A 14835-nucleotide genomic window follows, 5' to 3' on the forward strand; every position below is an offset into this window, starting at 1 on the left:
TGATCAGGCCATCGTCGGCGTTCCTCGAATTCGAGTCCACGACACCCGGCACACCTGCGCCTCGCTGCTGGCCGCCCTCGACGTGCACCCGCGCGTAGCGATGCGCATCCTTCGCCACTCGCAGATCTCGGTGACCATGGATGTCTACACGCAGATCCCCAGCCCAGAGACCCGCAAGGCACTCGATCGGCTGAACCAAAGCCTTGACACCGGCTGACGACGTTGCCGCATTTCACTGCTGTATAGAGATCATTAAGGCCCATTGCGGTGATCGCAATGGGCCTCTGAGCTGCGGAGCCGCCTTGGGGAATCGAACCCCAGACCTTCTGTTTACAAGTGAGAGGCACGGCCCAGGTCAAGCCCTTGATGTCCTGCTCAGACGTCGTTTCTGGACAGTTCCTGTCAGGCTATAAGAGCGGGCGTTGCTGTACAGCAACCCTCCACCAAGCCCCAATACGCGGGGCTACCCTGGCGGCGAGTGGGTACGCGGAGCCGTTCTTGCACTCGACTTTTCGAGCCTCACCGACCCCGGAGGATCGGTGCCGTCGGCCGTTGAAGATCCCCCACAGCAGGACGAGCTGGTTGCGATCCTCACCGACCCCGGAGGGCCGGTGCTGGAGACGCGGTCTCGGCGCGAATCATCGCGATCTCACGGTTGCGATCCTCCCTGGCCACGAAGGGCCCGATGCTGGTCCCAGCCAGGAGTGCGCGGCCCGATACCGTTCCCCGGTAGCGGGCGTCATCCGGTCGTGGCGGCTCTCCCGTCGAGGAACACCGGCTGGGTCCAGGCGCGGCGGCCGTCGCCGTCGGTGATGGTGGCCCGGACGTAGCCCTCGTCGCCGCGGATCTCGTACCGAGGGGCGGCACCGTGCCCTTCCGCCAGGAGGCGGCCGCCCGCGCCGGTGAACCGGGTGGTGAAGCGGGTCAGTGCGGGGAACTTGACCCCGCGCCAGCTGGGAAGAGGCGCCAGGGTGATCTCTATCGCGCCGGGATCCGCGCGGTAGCCGTCAATCACGATTCCGGTGGAGGCGTAGAAGTCGCCGCGCAGCAGTGCGCCCATGATGGACTCGCGGCTGAGGGAGGCCGCCCGGACGACGATCCAGGCCTTGCCGGGAGTGGGCGCGTCGCGGTTGCCGAAATCCTCGTACTCGTGGACGTCGTCGCTCGCCACAGCCCACACCACCTTGCCGGCGCTCAGCAGCTCGTCCCACAGGCCTTCGGTGGAGGGCGCGCGGTGGCCCGAGTCGCTCACGCCGCCGAGGTTTCCGGCAATGGAGAAGGCATTCCAGACCTCCATCAGGTACGGATCCGGCAGGTCCATCAGGTCGGACAGGCGTACCGACCAGTGCAGGTTGGGGTGGTTGATCTGGGGGATGCCGCCCGCAGCACGGATCTCGGCGACGTTGCGGTGAAAGGTCGACGCCAGCGAATGGCCCCCGGCCGGATAGGTCGCGAAGACGGCGGCGATGTCGGGCCTGCGCTCGAAGAGTGCCTCCCGGCCGCCGGGCGGGCACGCGCGCCAGAGCGCGTCCAGGTCCGGGGGGAGTTCTGGGTAGCCCACCGGCAGGATGACGCGGTCGGTGCCGAGCCCGTTGATGTGGCTCTGCCGCACGCCGTGGGGGTGGGTCTCGTCGCGGATCATCTGGGTGATCTCCTGACCGGGCAGCACGAGGAAATCGCCATCGCCGGACGGGGAGTTGAGCGCGGAGACGTCGGTGAGGTGCTCGTGATCCGTGATGAACAGGAAGTCGTACCCGCGCCGGCGGTACCAGTCGGCCGCGAACCGCGGGCTTCCGTTGGCGTCCGACGCGGGCGGGGCGCTGGTGTGCGTGTGGGTGTTGCCGCGGTACCAGCGCTCGGGGGGTTCGGGGGAGGTCATCGCAGCCGCCTTCCTGAGTGGGTGCGCCACACAATCTAGGCGGTATGAAATTTCATTACGACGTGTCGGACGGAAATTTCGTTCACCGTTCGGTTTCCGGTTCCCCCGGGTTCATAACCGGTCCTTAGCGTCGGTCCCGTGACTGGCATGCCGCTGGAGGCGGCTTCCCCGACCGCCGGGCGTACCGCGCCGATCCTGGAACGGCTGCGCGCGGCGCTCGGCAGGCTGAGCCCTGCCGAGCGGCGCGTTGCGGACGCGATCCTGCGCGACCCGCTCGGCGTCATCCACCAATCGGTCTCCCAACTGGCCCAGAGCGCGGACGCCTCCGCGGCCACCGTCGTACGGCTCTGCACGGGCCTCGGGCTGCGCGGCTACCAGGAGCTGAAGATCACGCTCGCCAGTCAGTCCATCCCGGCGCCCGCGCGGATGCACAGCGACATCGCCAAGGACGACGACGCGCACGCGATCGTCCGGAAGATCCTTGGCGGCACGTCCACCGCGCTGCTGCGTACCGCGGAGGCCCTCGACTCGGACGTGCTCGCCGCGATCGCCCGCCGCGTCATGGACGCCGACCGGGTGCTGCTGGGGGCGGTCGGCACGTCGGCGCCCCTCGCGCAGGACATCGCCTACCGGCTGACCACGCTCGGCATCCCGGCCACGTACGTGGCCGACGTGCACATCCAGCACGTGACCGCGCGTATGCTCGGGCCGCGGGACCTGCTGTTCGCGATCAGCCACACCGGCTCGACCTTCGAGACGCTTGCCGTGGCGCGCGCCGCCAAGGACTCCGGCGCCGCGACCGTGGCGCTCACCAGCTTCGCGTCCTCGCCGCTGACCGAACTCGTCGATCTCAGCCTGGTCGCCGGCAGCGCCGAGACGTCGTACCGGGTGGAGGCCATGGCCAGCAGGATCGTGCACCTGGCCGTGCTCGACGCGCTCTACGTGGCGATCGCGCTGCAGCATCCGCGCAGCGCGGCGGGGCTGGCCATGACCGAGGACGTCCTCATCGAGCATCGGATCTAGCGATGAGGGTGAACGTGAAACGGAGCCCCGGCGACGGCACCCGGCGCTCGATGCGGCGCGAGGGGCTCGTCCCGATGCTGCTGATGGCCCCGGCCGCCGCGGGCGTCACGCTGTTCGTCCTGATCCCCGCGGTGCTGTCGCTGGTCGCGAGCCTGTTCCGGGTGCCGCTCACCGGCGGGGCGTGGACCTTCGTCGGCCTGGACAACTTCGGCCGCGTACTCGACGACCCGGCCGTGCGACAGGCCATCGGGAACACCATCGTCTACAGCGCGATCACCATCGTGCCAAGCCTGGTACTCGGGCTCGGGCTGGCGCTGCTCACCAACGCCGCCGGGCGGGGGAGGCCGCTGGTCCGGACCGCGCTGCTGCTGCCCATGACGGCCAACCTGGTCGCGATCTCGGTGGTGTACGCCTGGATGTTCAGCCATCCCGGAGGGTTCGTCAACCAGGTGCTCGCCGTCGTGGGGGTGGCACCGGTGAACTGGCTCGGGGAGCCGGGGACCGCCCTATACGTCGTCGCGCTGGTCGGGGTGTGGCGTACCGCGTCGCTGACCATGCTGGTCTTCGTCGCCGGGCTGGCCACCCTGCCCGCCACCATCGACGAGGCGGCGCGGGCCGAGGGGATCCGGGGGCTGCGCAAGCTCGTGCTGATCACCTTGCCGATGATCCGGCCGACGGCCGTGTTCGCGGCGGTGCTGGCGATCCTCAACTCCGTACAGGTCTTCGACACCGTCAGCGTCATGACCGGGGGCGGGCCGCTCGGGTCCACAGAGACCGTCCTGACCATGACCTGGCGGATCGGCTTCGGGTACTTCGACCTCGGCACGGCCTCCGCGCTGGCGTTCCTGCTGCTCGTCGTGCTGATCGCGGTCGGTGTGCTGCAGCGCCGGACCCTGTCGGGGTGGGGGCGATGAGGATTCTGTCGCGCGCGGCCGTGATCGTGGCCATCTGCGGGGCCGTCGCCGTGTCGCTGTTTCCGTTCTACTGGATGGTGCGCACCTCGGTCGCGCCGGCCGACGAGACCTTCTCGCAGGGGATCTCGTGGGTGCCGACGCGCATCGATCTGTCGGGGTACGGGCGGGCCTGGACGTCCGGCGAGCTGGGGCGGGCCATGGTCGTCGGCCTGGTCCAGACGCTCGGCATCCTCGCGCTGCAACTGGTGACCTGCGTGCCCGCCGCGTACGTGCTGGCCAAGGTGCGTAACCGCGCGACCGGCGTCGCGCTGACCATGGTGCTGGTCGGGCTGCTGGTGCCGAGCCAGGTGACGCTGATCCCGCTGTTCGTCGGCGTGAACGTGCTGGGGATCGCCGACTCGATCTCGGGCCTGATCCTCCCGTTCTGCACCAGCACCTTCGGGATCTACCTGATCAGGCAGCAGATCATGTCGATTCCCGACGCTCTGCTCGACGCCGCCCGCGCCGACGGGCTCGGCCACGTACGCAGGCTGACCAGCGTCGTGATCCCGATCGCGGCCCCGGGGATCGCGGCGTTCAGCGTGTTCTCGGTGTTCGCGCACTGGAACGAGTACCTGTGGCCGCTGCTCGCGGTGCGCAGCGCGGAGCTGCGTACCCCGCCGCTGGCGCTGGCCGCCTTCCAGCAGGCCGACGTTGGCTACGACTACCCCGCCCTGACCGCCGGCGCGGTGATCGTCACCGCGCCCATCGTCGTGCTGTTCCTGCTCGCCCAGCGGCAGTTCGTCCATGGGATGAGCGGTACCGAGATCACCGAATGACCGGCCACTCCTCCACCCCACCGCCCCGCGATCGTTCAGACCGTTCAGACAAGGAAGAACTCGCCATGCGCAGACGCCTCTTACCCGCCCTGTCGGCGCTCACCGCCGGATCGCTGCTGCTCGCCGGCTGCGGTCCGGGGTCCGGACCGGCTGCGACGCAGGTGACGGCCCCGACGGACGTCGCCAAGTGCGACCCGGCGAAGTCCACCCTCACGATCAGCCACCAGCCGCCCGCCGCCGAGGCGGTCGCCGTCGCCAAGCAGCGCATGGCGGCGCGGTACCCGAACCTCAAAATCAATGTCAATGCGCTTCAGACCAAGACGTACGACGAGTTCACCCGGGCTGTGGTGGCCGACATCGCGGTGGGCAAGCGTCCCGACCTGATCATCTCGGGGCTCGGCCAGATCCGGTTCTGGATGGAGCAGTACAAGCCCGCGCCGATCGACGCCGCCGCGCTTCCGGCCACATATCGCAAGCAGTTCCTGAGCGCGGGCACCCTCGACGGCAAGGTGTACGTGGCTCCGGCCCAGGTCTCGGTGCCGATGATGGCCGTCAACCAGACACTGCTCCGCAAGGCGGGCGCGGGCGACGCCGCCGGCATCCGCACCTACGACGACCTGATCGCGGCCGCCCGCAAGGTGACCGCCATGACCCGCCGTCCGTCGGTGACCGTGGCGACGTACAACATCCCGGACTGGCTGAGCCAGGGGTTCGTACAGGGTGCGGGCGGAACGTTCGTCACCGGCGACGGCCGCCCCGCGTTCGGGGACAAACTCGGCGGTGACGCGATCTCCCTGTGGAGCCGGCTCAAGCGAGAGGACCTCGAACTGGGGATCGTCATGGACGCCGACAGCCAGGCGGCGTTCGCGGGCGGGACCGCGGCGTTCCTGATGACGTCGAGCGCCAGCATCGCGGGGCTGCAGAAGAGCATCGGCGACTCGTTCGAGTGGATGCCGGTGGACCTGCCCACCGTCAACGGGCAGCGTGGTCCCATGCCCGCCGGGGGCAACGGGTGGCTCGTGCTCAGCGACGACCCGTGCCGGGCCGCGTTCGCCAACACCATGATCGGAGACCTGCTGTCCACCGACGGGGTGATGGCGGCGAGCGGCACGTCCTACAGCTACATCCCGGTCGACTCGGCCGCCGCCGAACGGCTGCTCGCCAGCGACGCGGCGACCCCTCAGACCAAGTACGCCTGGGGCTACGACCGCGAGCTGACGCCCTGGGGCGGATGGCGGCGCGGCGAGGTGACCGGCCAGATCGTGGACGCCTTCCGCACGATGGCGCAGCGGCTGCAGTCCGGGGCCGACGCGGGGCCGACGATCCAGACCGCGGTACGAGCCATCGACAGCCTGGTCTCGGGGTAGCCATGCCCACGGTCGAGATCACCGCGATCCGCAAAACCTTCGGCGAGGTCCTGGCCCTCGACGGCATCGGCCTCACCGTCCAGGACGGCGAGAACGTCGCCGTCCTGGGCCCGTCGGGCTCGGGGAAGTCCACGCTGCTGCGGATCATCGCCGGCCTGGAGACGCCGGACGCCGGCGACGTGGCGTTCGGCGGCGTCTCCCAGCGCGGGATCCCGGCGCACCGGCGGGACTGCGCGATCGTCTTCCAGCAGTTCGCGCTGTACCCGCACATGACGGCGATGGGCAACATCACCACCGGCCTCCGGTACGGGCTCGGCCTGTCCAAGAGCGCCGCCGAGGCGCGGGCCCGCGAGGTCGCCACCGTGATGCGAGTGGAGCACCTGCTCGCCCGCAAGCCGCGCCAGATGTCCGGCGGCCAGCGGCAGCGCATCGCCCTGGCCCGTGCCCTGGCTCGGCGCAGCGGCGTCGTCCTGCTCGACGAGCCGCTGTCCGGCCTGGACGCGCAACTGCATGCCGCGCTTCGGGTGGAGATCGCGGCCATGCTGCGGCAGGTGGGCGCCACGGCCCTCAACGTGACCCACGACCAGCTCGACGCGATGGCGATGGCCGACCGGATCGCTGTGATCAACGAGGGGAAGATCGAGCAGGTCGGCACACCGGACGATCTCTACGACCACCCGGACTCGCTGTTCGTCGCCGGGTTCGTCGGCAGCCCGCCGATGAACCTGCTGCCCGTCGAGTCCGAGGGCGAGTCCTCGTTCGACGCGGTCCAAGTCAAGGCGAGCGAGAGTGTCACCCTGGGGGTACGCGCCGAGCACCTGACCCTCGCCGAGCCGGCCGCCGACGCGTGGCCGGTGAGCGGGCTCGTCGTGCTCGTCGAGCCCACTGGGGTCGACCGGGTCGTACGGATGAGGACCGATCGGGGCGAGGCGATCGCGATCCGCTGCCCCGCCGGCACCGCCACCCCGGCGCCGGGGACGCGGATCACCGCATCGGCGCCGCCGGGGGCCGTGCGCGTGTTCTCCCAGCGGACCGGCCGACACCTGGGGGGACTGGACGACGCGGGGGTCGCGGTGTGCCGCCGATGACCGAGCCGCCCGCGCCCGTCCCTACGCCTGTACCCGCGGCTGGGCTACTGGTGCTGTTCGACTGGAACGGGACGCTGGTGCTCGACACCGCGCGAGCCCGCGACGCGCTCAACGACGTGCTGCGCGCGCGAGGGCTGGCGGCCCTGAGTCCGGGCGACTTCGCCATACGATTCCGGCTACCGATGGCCGAAATGTTCGCCGCGCTCGGGGTCCGGCGGTCGGAGGCGGCCGACGCGGAGTCGGAGTGGAACGCCGCGGTCGCCCGGCGGGTGGCGCGGCCGCGCGATGGCCTCGTGGAAGGGCTCGGGCAGTTGGCCTCCCGGGGCGCCACCCTGGGGATCGTGTCCGCGGCCGCCGCCCAGGTGATCGAGACGGATCTGCTGCGGATCGGCGTGCCCACGCCGTTCGCCACGATCGACACCGCGGTGCCGGACAAGGCCCGCGCGCTGCGCGCACGGCGGGGGACGGCCCAGCGGGCGTACTACGTGGGCGACACCGTTCACGACATTCATAGCGCGCTCGTCACCGGCTACGTCCCGATCGGCGTGGCCGACGGATACACCGGCGTCTCGCGGCTGGTGGCGGCTGGCGCGACCGCGATCGTCGGTGACCTGCGCGAACTCATCGGCCTGATCTTCCGCGATCCTGGCGGTGCGGCGGAAGGCGGCGCGGCGCGCTAGCGCTGGGCCGCCCGCGTTCAGCCGTAGCACTCAATCGCCGCAGCGAGCACCGCGTCGTGAACCTGGCGTACCGAGTGCAGATCCCCCAGGTCAACCGACATGACCCGGGGCTGGCAGGCGGAGCCGCCTCGGGGAATCGAACCGCGGCCACCAGGCGGTTGGGCGCCACTGTCCAGTCGACCCTTCCCGACGAACCGAACGGCATCTGGGGACGCGATGCTTCGGCCAACCATGATCATGAAGACGCCGCGCAGCGATCCGGGCGCATCAGCCAGTGGGATGATGTCGATCGGCAGATGCGGGCTGATCGTCAGTGCGGTCTCAATGAGACGAATCTTTTCAGCGTCGCCGATGTCAACTGCCCCACGACCTGCTGCGCTGGCACCTAAGCGTCCCGGCACACAAGTCTGCGCCACCCGAAGTCGGCGTCAAGACCAAGCCCTGACGGGTCGGCCTGCGGTCGAGCCTTGACCCTGACCCCTCGATGGCGCCCGCTCGCATCTGCCCGGGAAGAACGGCCACAACTCCCCAGCCCGGAGACTTGACCGGCCCCGCTCCTTCAGGAATGAACAGTTACCGCATTCAGAAACGGAGGGCGCTTCGCCACCGTCGAATGGGCGACTCCGGTCCCGTCCGTCACGCCGAGCGGCAGGGTTTGTCGTCGCGCTGTGTGCATTCGCCGCAGCGTGCTTCGTCGGCGTCCCGACGGCGTCGGCCGCCGGGCAGCGGCCGATCTACGCCATCGCCCACCGCGTTAACACCCTCGACGGTGTGAGTGCTGCCATCAAGCACGGCGCCAACGCCATCGAGATCGATGTGTGCGCCTGGTGGAACCCGAACGAGTGGCGGGCCTGGCACGACTGCTCCACCGCCGGGAACAACCGCCTCGGCCCTAGCATCGACAGCATCTTCGATAAGATCGTTTCCGAGGCTTGGGCCGGTCGGCGACTGTCACTGATCTGGCTCGACATCAAGGACCCCAACTACTGCGGCGAGCAGCAGAACCGTACCTGCAGCGTGGCCGGCCTACGCGACAAGGCACAGAGACTTGTCTCCGCCGGCATTCAGGTCCTCTACGGATTTTACGAATACCACGCTGGCAGCGACCCCGATGTCGGCGGGCGAGGCTGGAGGAGTCTCCAGGGTCGACTCGGCCCGCTGGAGGGAATCACCACGACCGGCTCACTGTCGTCGGTACAGAACACCTACGCCACGCACGGGTCGGGGCTGCCGAACGGCCACCGGTTGATGGACTACGGCGACTCCGACATCCGCAGCGGGTTCGGCAACTGCACCGAGGCCAGCTGGTACACCTGTGCCGAACTGAAGAAGGCCGCCCAAGCTCGCGACGCGGGCGCGTTTGCCGCGACCTTCTCATGGACGATCGATTACAACGACACCTGGTACGTCGGCAAGCTCCTCGGTGAGGCCCGGGTTGACGGCATCATCGCAGGCTGGGCCAAGAACCAGGTGACGGAATACAACGACGGTTGGGAGTGCGCCCAATCCATCGCCGCCATCCGTACCTGGGTGAGCCAGCACAGCTCCACCCACCGTATGGCGACTCCCAGCGACCGAATCTTCCGGTAGCGGGACTGGTCTCTTCACTGCAAGGAGCGTACATGTGAAGAACATCGTGGCCGGTCGGGACCATTCGGAGCAAGACCAAGAAGAAGCGGCAACACACCACCTGGTCTGTCGACGAGGCGCGGCGCTTCCTGGAGCACCTCCGGATTGTGGACGACCCCCTCTACGCCGCCTACGTTCCGTCGATCCGAGCGCGCTTGTCGATCTCCCCGCGTTACCCGAAGGGGATAGGTGGCTTACGACTGAACAGGTCGCGGACGATCTTCTCATCAAGCCGAACAGTGTGAGTGGGATGGTCTCCCGCAACATGTTCCCGAGGGCAGACCTCAAGTGGCGGACGCGCAACTATTGGAAGCTCTCCACGGTCAAGCGCTGGTGGGCGGAGTCGCGGCAGGTCCTCGTGATGCCCCCTGACGGCTGGCCTCAGGGGGAGCTCTCGGAGGCACCTCCACGCGGGAAGGGCGGACGGTTCATCAAGATCGAAAGCGTGGAGATCACCTTCGATTCTTAGAGCAGCGATAGAAATTCCGTAGAGGCGGGCAGCAGGTGAAGCGTAGGCATCGGATCGCACACCTATCGGGCGGGCATGGACGCCCGGCGGCCTGCCTTCGAGCCGAGGCCCTCGACCGGCTGAGTCAGAGCCTCGACGGTGGTGACTGAGGGCGTTGCTGTACTTAGCTGCTGTACGAACGCCGAAAGGCCCCTTCGCGATCATGGGAAGGGGCTCTGAACTGGGAGCCGCCTTGGGGAATCGAACCCCAGACCTTCTGTTTACAAGACAGATGCTCTGCCGATTGAGCTAAGGCGGCTTGTCAAGCCTGACAAGTCTAGCGGGCCTGGCGATGGGGCGTCACTGACGGCGGAGGCGGGAGATTTCGTAAAGGGCGATGCCTGCGGCTACGCCGGCGTTGAGGGATTCGGTGGCGGTGGTCATCGGGATGCAAACGGTTTCGTCGCAGGATTCGCGGACCAGGCGGGAGAGGCCTTTGCCTTCGGAGCCGACCACGATGACCAGGGGGTCGGCGGCGAGGGTGGTGGTGGCGATGTCCTGGCGGGAGTCGCCGTCCAGGCCGATGATGAACAGGCCGGATTCCCGGTACGCCTGGAGGGTTTGGGTGAGGTTGCTGGCGCGGGCGACCGGGATGGTGGCCAGCGTGCCCGCGGAGGTCTTCCAGGCGCCTGCGGTGACGCCTGCGGAGCGGCGGGAGGGGATGAGGAGGCCGTGGGCGCCGAAGGCGGTGGCGGAGCGGGCGATGGCGCCGAGGTTGCGGGGGTCGGTGACGCTGTCCAGGGCGACGATGAGGGGGGCTTCGGCGGCTTCCTGGGCGTAGCCGATCAGGTCGTCGGGGTGACGGTAGTCGTACGCCGGGACCTGGAGGGCCAGGCCCTGGTGGATGGCGCCGTCGGTGAGGCGGTCCAGTTTCTCGCGGGAGACTTCGAGGAGGGCGATGCCCTTGTCCGCGGCGATTTTGATGGCCTCTTTGACGCGGTCGTCGTTGTCGAGGCGCTGGCCGACGTACAGAGCGGAGGCGGGGACGCCGGCGCGGAGGGCCTCGACGACGGGGTTGCGGCCGCCGATGTATTCGGGGGCGTCCTCGCTCTTGCGGGGGCGGGGCGCGGGGCGGCGGCCGGAAGTGCCGCCGCGCTCCTCGCGGGCGACTCGTTCGGCGCGTGCCTTGTCCTTGTACCAGTGACGCATCTCGGCGGGTGGGGTCGCGCCCCTGCCTTCAAGGGATCGCCGGACCTTGCCGCCGGTGCCTCTGGTCGCGCCTTGCTTCTTTGCGGGCTTTCCCGAAGCCCGTCCCCCAGCACCCATGACGACAAGCCTATCCGTATGTACGAGACGCTCTCCCCAGCAAAAGAAGGCGCAACCGCTTGACCAGCTCGAATCCCGTATACAAAACCGTCAGCGAGCGAGCTCCCAGCGAGGCCCCGTCGGGGTGTCTTCCACGACGACGCCTGCCGCGGCGAGCTGGTCGCGGATGGAGTCGGCGGCGGCGTAGTCCTTGCGGGCGCGGGCGGCCTGGCGTTGTTCGAGGGCGACGGCGATGAGGGCGTCGACGACCTCGCGGAGGCCGGAGTCGCCGGTGTTGCGCCACTGCTCGGAGCGGGGGTCGAGGCCGAGCACGCCGAGCATGGTCTGGGTTTCGGCGAGGTGGCGGGCGACCTGCTCCTTGTTGCCCTGGGCGAGGGCGACATTGCCTTCGCGGACGACCTCGTGGATGACCGCGAGGGCCTGGGAGACGTTGAGGTCGTCGTTGAGGGCGTCGACGAAGGCCTGGGGCAGGGGGGCGGTGGCGTCGACGTCGTGAATGACCTCGGCGGCGCGGGAGACGAAGCCTTCGAGGCGGCGGTAGCCGGCGGCCGATTCCTGCAGGGATTCGTCGGAGTAGTCGATCGAGGAGCGGTAGTGGGCGGCGATCAGGTAGTAGCGCAGCTCGACGGGGCGGACTTTGCGCACCATTTCGGGGATGAGGAGCGAGTTGCCGAGGGACTTGCTCATCTTGGTGCCGCCGAGCTGGAGCATGCCGTTGTGCATCCAGTAGCGGGCGAAGCCGTCGCCGGCCGCCTGGGATTGGGCGATCTCGTTCTCGTGGTGCGGGAAGATCAGGTCGACGCCGCCGCCGTGGATGTCGAAGGTGCCGCCGAGGTATTTGGTGGCCATCGCGGAGCATTCCAGGTGCCAGCCGGGGCGACCGCGGCCCCATGGGGTCGGCCAGGTGGGCTCGCCGGGCTTCTCGCCCTTCCAGAGGGCGAAGTCGCGGGGGTCGCGTTTGGCGGAGTCGATGTCGGTGTCGCCCGCGGCGAGCATGTTCTCCAGTTTCTGGTTGGAGAGCTTGCCGTAATGGTCGGCGTAGGAGCGGACGTCAAAGTAGACGTCGCCGCCCGAGGCGTAGGCGTGGCCCTTGTCGATCAGGCGGCGCATCAGTTCGGTCATCTCGGGCACGTGGCCCATCGCGCGCGGTTCGACCGTGGGCGGGAGGCAGCCGAGCTGGTCGTAGGCCCAGGTGAAGGCGCGCTGGTTACGCTCGGCGACGACGAACCAGGGCACGCCCTCGTCGGCGGCGACTCGGATGATCTTGTCGTCCAGGTCGGTGACGTTGCGGCAGAACGTGACGTCGTAGCCCTGGCGGGTCAGCCAGCGGCGGAGCACGTCGAAGTTCACGCCTGAGCGGATATGCCCGATATGGGGCGGAGCTTGAACGGTCGCACCACACAGGTAGATCGAGACCCGGCCGGGCTCGATCGGCACGAATTCACGGACCGTACGCGTGCTGGTGTCATAGAGGTTCAGGCTCACGAATGCAAGGCTAACGCCTTCCGCGCCAGCACAGGCCGACTTGGCGGGGCGTGAACCCCGCCATTTCGACCGTGGTGCACGCCACACTAACCCCGGAGATACACCTTCTCCGGAGTGATGCGGGCAATCACTCGTTCATTGTCCGGGTTTGACTCGACAAAGGGCCTTTTGTAGTACTTCTGGGAAAGTTCCTGGATCAGGGCGCCGGTGGGGTCGTCGATGAGGGTCACCCGGCCACGGATCTCGGCGTACACGTAGGGGTCGGACGGGTCGACGATCAAGATGGAGGTGCGGGGGTCGCGCTCCAGGTTGCGGTGCTTGCGGCGGCCTTTGACCGTTGAGAACAGGATGTCGTCGCCGTCGGTGCGCACCCACACGACCGACGTCTGCGGGCTACCGTCCTGGTTCACGCTGGACACGGTGGCGAAGTTGACTCCGTCGAACAGGTCGCGGACCCGTTCCGGCAATGATGTATTCCCCATGTGTCGATCATGCCATTTCGCCCGTGTCATAAATCAATGTGCGGCGGGTGAGTCGGTAGGCTCGAAATGCCATGGACGCGACTCCCCCCGCGGCGGCAGGTCCGACCTCCCGCCCGTCAGCCATCCGTACCGCCCCGGCTTCCCGCCCGGCCGGAATTCCGCTGGTGCTGCGCCGGCTGGCCATTGGCCTGGCCGGGCTCGCGCTTGCCATCCTCGCGGGTGCCGCCTGCGTACTATCCTTCGACGACCTGCGTGGACTCGCCGTTCAAGGCCAGGTCGAGCCGCGTCTGGCGTATCTCTACCCGGCCGGGTTCGACGCGCTTCTGATCGTCGCGCTGATCGGCGTGCCGCTGTTGCGGTCGGGGCGATTATTGGTGCGCCTGCAGGTGGGCCTCATCCTCGCGCTGCTCCTGGCCACCGCGGCCGCCGCCGCTGTGGCCACCGCCACCGGCGCCACCTTCGAGCCACGGCAGGCCGCGATCACGGTCGCGCTGGTGCCGTGGGTCATGCTGGTGATCGGTCTGTGGCTCCTGTTGGTCCTGGTCAAACACACGCAGAGCAAGCGCGCCGACCTGAACGGCGACAATGACGTGGAAGAACTCGTTCCCTTCGACGAGGAACATTCCCGTCCTGTTTCGGCCGCGCCCAGAACCATCGACCCGGTCGGTGTGTCCACCGACCCCTACCCGGTCATTCTCCCGTCGGTACGGCATGCGCTTCCGGAACCCCATAAATCCGCCGAATCAGCGGCCCCACCCGACTACACGCCTCCGGTCCCGGTCAGCACGGTGACCGAGACCGTCGCCCCACCCGAACTCGCGCCCCCACTCCCCCACGACGGGGAACCGGCCCCCGCAGCGGAACGACCGAAGCGCCCGACCCGCTGGGGCGACCTGATCCGCCCGAACGTCGGTGACGTCCTGGTCCATCCACGCCCAGGCTCGCGTACGGCCCCCGAACTCGACGACGACCCTGAGGCGACTCCGGACGACCCGGCCTTCGCCGACTACTCCGGCCAGAGCGACACCCAACCCAGCAAACCGTCCACAGACGATGACTCGGAAACGCCGGGACAGACCGTCGGGACGTCAGACCAGGCCGAGGATGCGTCCGACCAAGCCCAGACCATCGAGACATCGAGCCGGACTGACAACGCCGAAGCGCCAAGCCAGGCTCAGGACGATCCGGACGTTTCCTATTGGGCGGGAACCGCGGACGAGATCTCCCCGAGCGCGGCTACATCAGACGAGATCGGCACGCCTGAGGCCCGAGAAGCCTCCGAAGGCGACAATTCCGCCCAGACGATCCCGCCAATCGTCCCCTTGGTCGCCTCGGATGACGCGGCATCCGAAGCCCTCTCCCGCCGCTACGACGAGGCCGCCGCCCAGATCGCCGAACGATACTCCGGCCAGGCACAGAGCGAACTCGACGAGAACGAGGAATCAGGCATCGACACCCAGCCGATGCGCAAGTTCCACGACTCCCCCGACCCCGAGCACGGCATCGACGCCGCCGACCCCGAAGAACTGAACACCACCGCCCGCCGCCTCCATCACGGCGAAGAACCCCCAGCCCCTCCTTCGGGAAGAATGCGAAGCACACCCCTCCCACCCACCTGAAGTCGCATTGCCGTGGGTCTCCCACCCACCCAACCCGTTTGATCCCCTCGAGCTCCGCCCGACCCCGCCATCACCGC

The 14835-nt window shown here is 68.6% G+C and carries 14 protein-coding genes and 1 tRNA gene; 10 read left to right on the forward strand and 5 right to left on the reverse strand.

Translation table 11 applies throughout. The annotated features are described in order from the left end of the window. On the forward strand, positions 1-217 hold a 217-nt coding region (locus Amac_RS17900; RefSeq protein WP_155355529.1), incomplete at its 5' end, for a tyrosine-type recombinase/integrase. 522 nt (positions 218-739) lie between these two features. On the opposite strand, the gene Amac_RS17905 is transcribed toward Amac_RS17900, so the two are convergent. Further along, positions 740-1879: a CehA/McbA family metallohydrolase domain-containing protein gene (locus tag Amac_RS17905; RefSeq protein WP_155355530.1), complete on the reverse strand. Its 1140-nt coding sequence runs from the start codon at positions 1877-1879 to the stop codon at positions 740-742. Positions 1880-2026: 147 nt separating this feature from the next. Between Amac_RS17905 and Amac_RS17910 the strand changes: the two genes are divergently transcribed. The 8 genes from Amac_RS17910 to Amac_RS17945 all read left to right on the forward strand — a co-directional run bounded on the left by Amac_RS17910 (position 2027) and on the right by Amac_RS17945 (position 9359). Then, positions 2027-2902: a MurR/RpiR family transcriptional regulator gene (locus Amac_RS17910; RefSeq protein ID WP_155343442.1), complete on the forward strand. Its 876-nt coding sequence runs from the start codon at positions 2027-2029 to the stop codon at positions 2900-2902. Between the two features lie 14 nt (positions 2903-2916). Continuing rightward, positions 2917-3816: a carbohydrate ABC transporter permease gene (locus Amac_RS17915; RefSeq protein WP_218041144.1), complete on the forward strand. Its 900-nt coding sequence runs from the start codon at positions 2917-2919 to the stop codon at positions 3814-3816. Then, a complete protein-coding gene (locus tag Amac_RS17920) occupies positions 3813-4634 on the forward strand; it encodes a carbohydrate ABC transporter permease (RefSeq protein WP_218041145.1) in 822 nt (273 codons plus the stop codon). The genes Amac_RS17915 and Amac_RS17920 overlap by 4 nt, the downstream gene beginning before the upstream one ends. Positions 4635-4699: 65 nt before the next feature. Then, entirely contained in the window at positions 4700-6001 is a 1302-nt protein-coding gene (locus Amac_RS17925) for an extracellular solute-binding protein (protein WP_170322544.1), read from the forward strand. 2 nt (positions 6002-6003) lie between these two features. Then, positions 6004-7089, forward strand: coding sequence for an ABC transporter ATP-binding protein (locus Amac_RS17930; RefSeq protein ID WP_155355533.1), 1086 nt, complete (start codon positions 6004-6006; stop codon positions 7087-7089). Further along, entirely contained in the window at positions 7086-7769 is a 684-nt protein-coding gene (locus tag Amac_RS17935) for an HAD family hydrolase (RefSeq protein WP_155355534.1), read from the forward strand. The genes Amac_RS17930 and Amac_RS17935 overlap by 4 nt, the downstream gene beginning before the upstream one ends. Positions 7770-7825: 56 nt before the next feature. After that, a complete protein-coding gene (locus Amac_RS17940; RefSeq protein WP_155355535.1) occupies positions 7826-8158 on the forward strand; it encodes a hypothetical protein in 333 nt (110 codons plus the stop codon). Between the two features lie 343 nt (positions 8159-8501). Continuing rightward, entirely contained in the window at positions 8502-9359 is an 858-nt protein-coding gene (locus Amac_RS17945; protein WP_507762645.1) for a PI-PLC domain-containing protein, read from the forward strand. A gap of 733 nt (positions 9360-10092) precedes the next feature. Here Amac_RS17945 and Amac_RS17950 read toward each other — a convergent pair. From Amac_RS17950 to Amac_RS17965, 4 genes are all read right to left on the reverse strand, one after another. Continuing rightward, a tRNA-Thr gene (locus tag Amac_RS17950) sits at positions 10093-10165 on the reverse strand. 41 nt (positions 10166-10206) lie between these two features. After that, complete coding sequence (gene rlmB / locus Amac_RS17955) at positions 10207-11172, reverse strand: 23S rRNA (guanosine(2251)-2'-O)-methyltransferase RlmB (protein ID WP_155355537.1); 966 nt, start codon at positions 11170-11172, stop codon at positions 10207-10209. Positions 11173-11262: 90 nt separating this feature from the next. Next, positions 11263-12657, reverse strand: a complete 1395-nt coding sequence (gene cysS / locus Amac_RS17960) for a cysteine--tRNA ligase (RefSeq protein ID WP_155355538.1) — start codon at positions 12655-12657, stop codon at positions 11263-11265. A gap of 86 nt (positions 12658-12743) precedes the next feature. Continuing rightward, entirely contained in the window at positions 12744-13139 is a 396-nt protein-coding gene (locus tag Amac_RS17965; RefSeq protein ID WP_155355539.1) for a PPOX class F420-dependent oxidoreductase, read from the reverse strand. Between the two features lie 71 nt (positions 13140-13210). On the opposite strand from Amac_RS17965, the gene Amac_RS17970 reads away from it, so the two are divergent. Continuing rightward, complete coding sequence (locus tag Amac_RS17970) at positions 13211-14758, forward strand: DUF2637 domain-containing protein (protein ID WP_155355540.1); 1548 nt, start codon at positions 13211-13213, stop codon at positions 14756-14758. The last annotated feature ends 77 nt before the right edge of the window (positions 14759-14835 follow it).

It is taken from the genome of Acrocarpospora macrocephala, from assembly GCF_009687865.1.
Lineage (GTDB): Bacteria > Actinomycetota > Actinomycetes > Streptosporangiales > Streptosporangiaceae > Acrocarpospora > Acrocarpospora macrocephala.

Coding starts and splice junctions, on each gene's coding strand:
- Amac_RS17970 (WP_155355540.1), top strand. CDS start 13,211: ATGGACGCGACTCCCCCCGCGGCGGCAGGTCCGACCTCCCGCCCGTCA.
- Amac_RS17920 (WP_218041145.1), top strand. CDS start 3,813: ATGAGGATTCTGTCGCGCGCGGCCGTGATCGTGGCCATCTGCGGGGCC.
- Amac_RS17905 (WP_155355530.1), bottom strand. CDS start 1,879: ATGACCTCCCCCGAACCCCCCGAGCGCTGGTACCGCGGCAACACCCAC.
- rlmB (WP_155355537.1), bottom strand. CDS start 11,172: ATGGGTGCTGGGGGACGGGCTTCGGGAAAGCCCGCAAAGAAGCAAGGC.
- Amac_RS17935 (WP_155355534.1), top strand. CDS start 7,086: ATGACCGAGCCGCCCGCGCCCGTCCCTACGCCTGTACCCGCGGCTGGG.
- Amac_RS17910 (WP_155343442.1), top strand. CDS start 2,027: ATGCCGCTGGAGGCGGCTTCCCCGACCGCCGGGCGTACCGCGCCGATC.
- Amac_RS17925 (WP_170322544.1), top strand. CDS start 4,700: ATGCGCAGACGCCTCTTACCCGCCCTGTCGGCGCTCACCGCCGGATCG.
- Amac_RS17930 (WP_155355533.1), top strand. CDS start 6,004: ATGCCCACGGTCGAGATCACCGCGATCCGCAAAACCTTCGGCGAGGTC.
- Amac_RS17965 (WP_155355539.1), bottom strand. CDS start 13,139: ATGGGGAATACATCATTGCCGGAACGGGTCCGCGACCTGTTCGACGGA.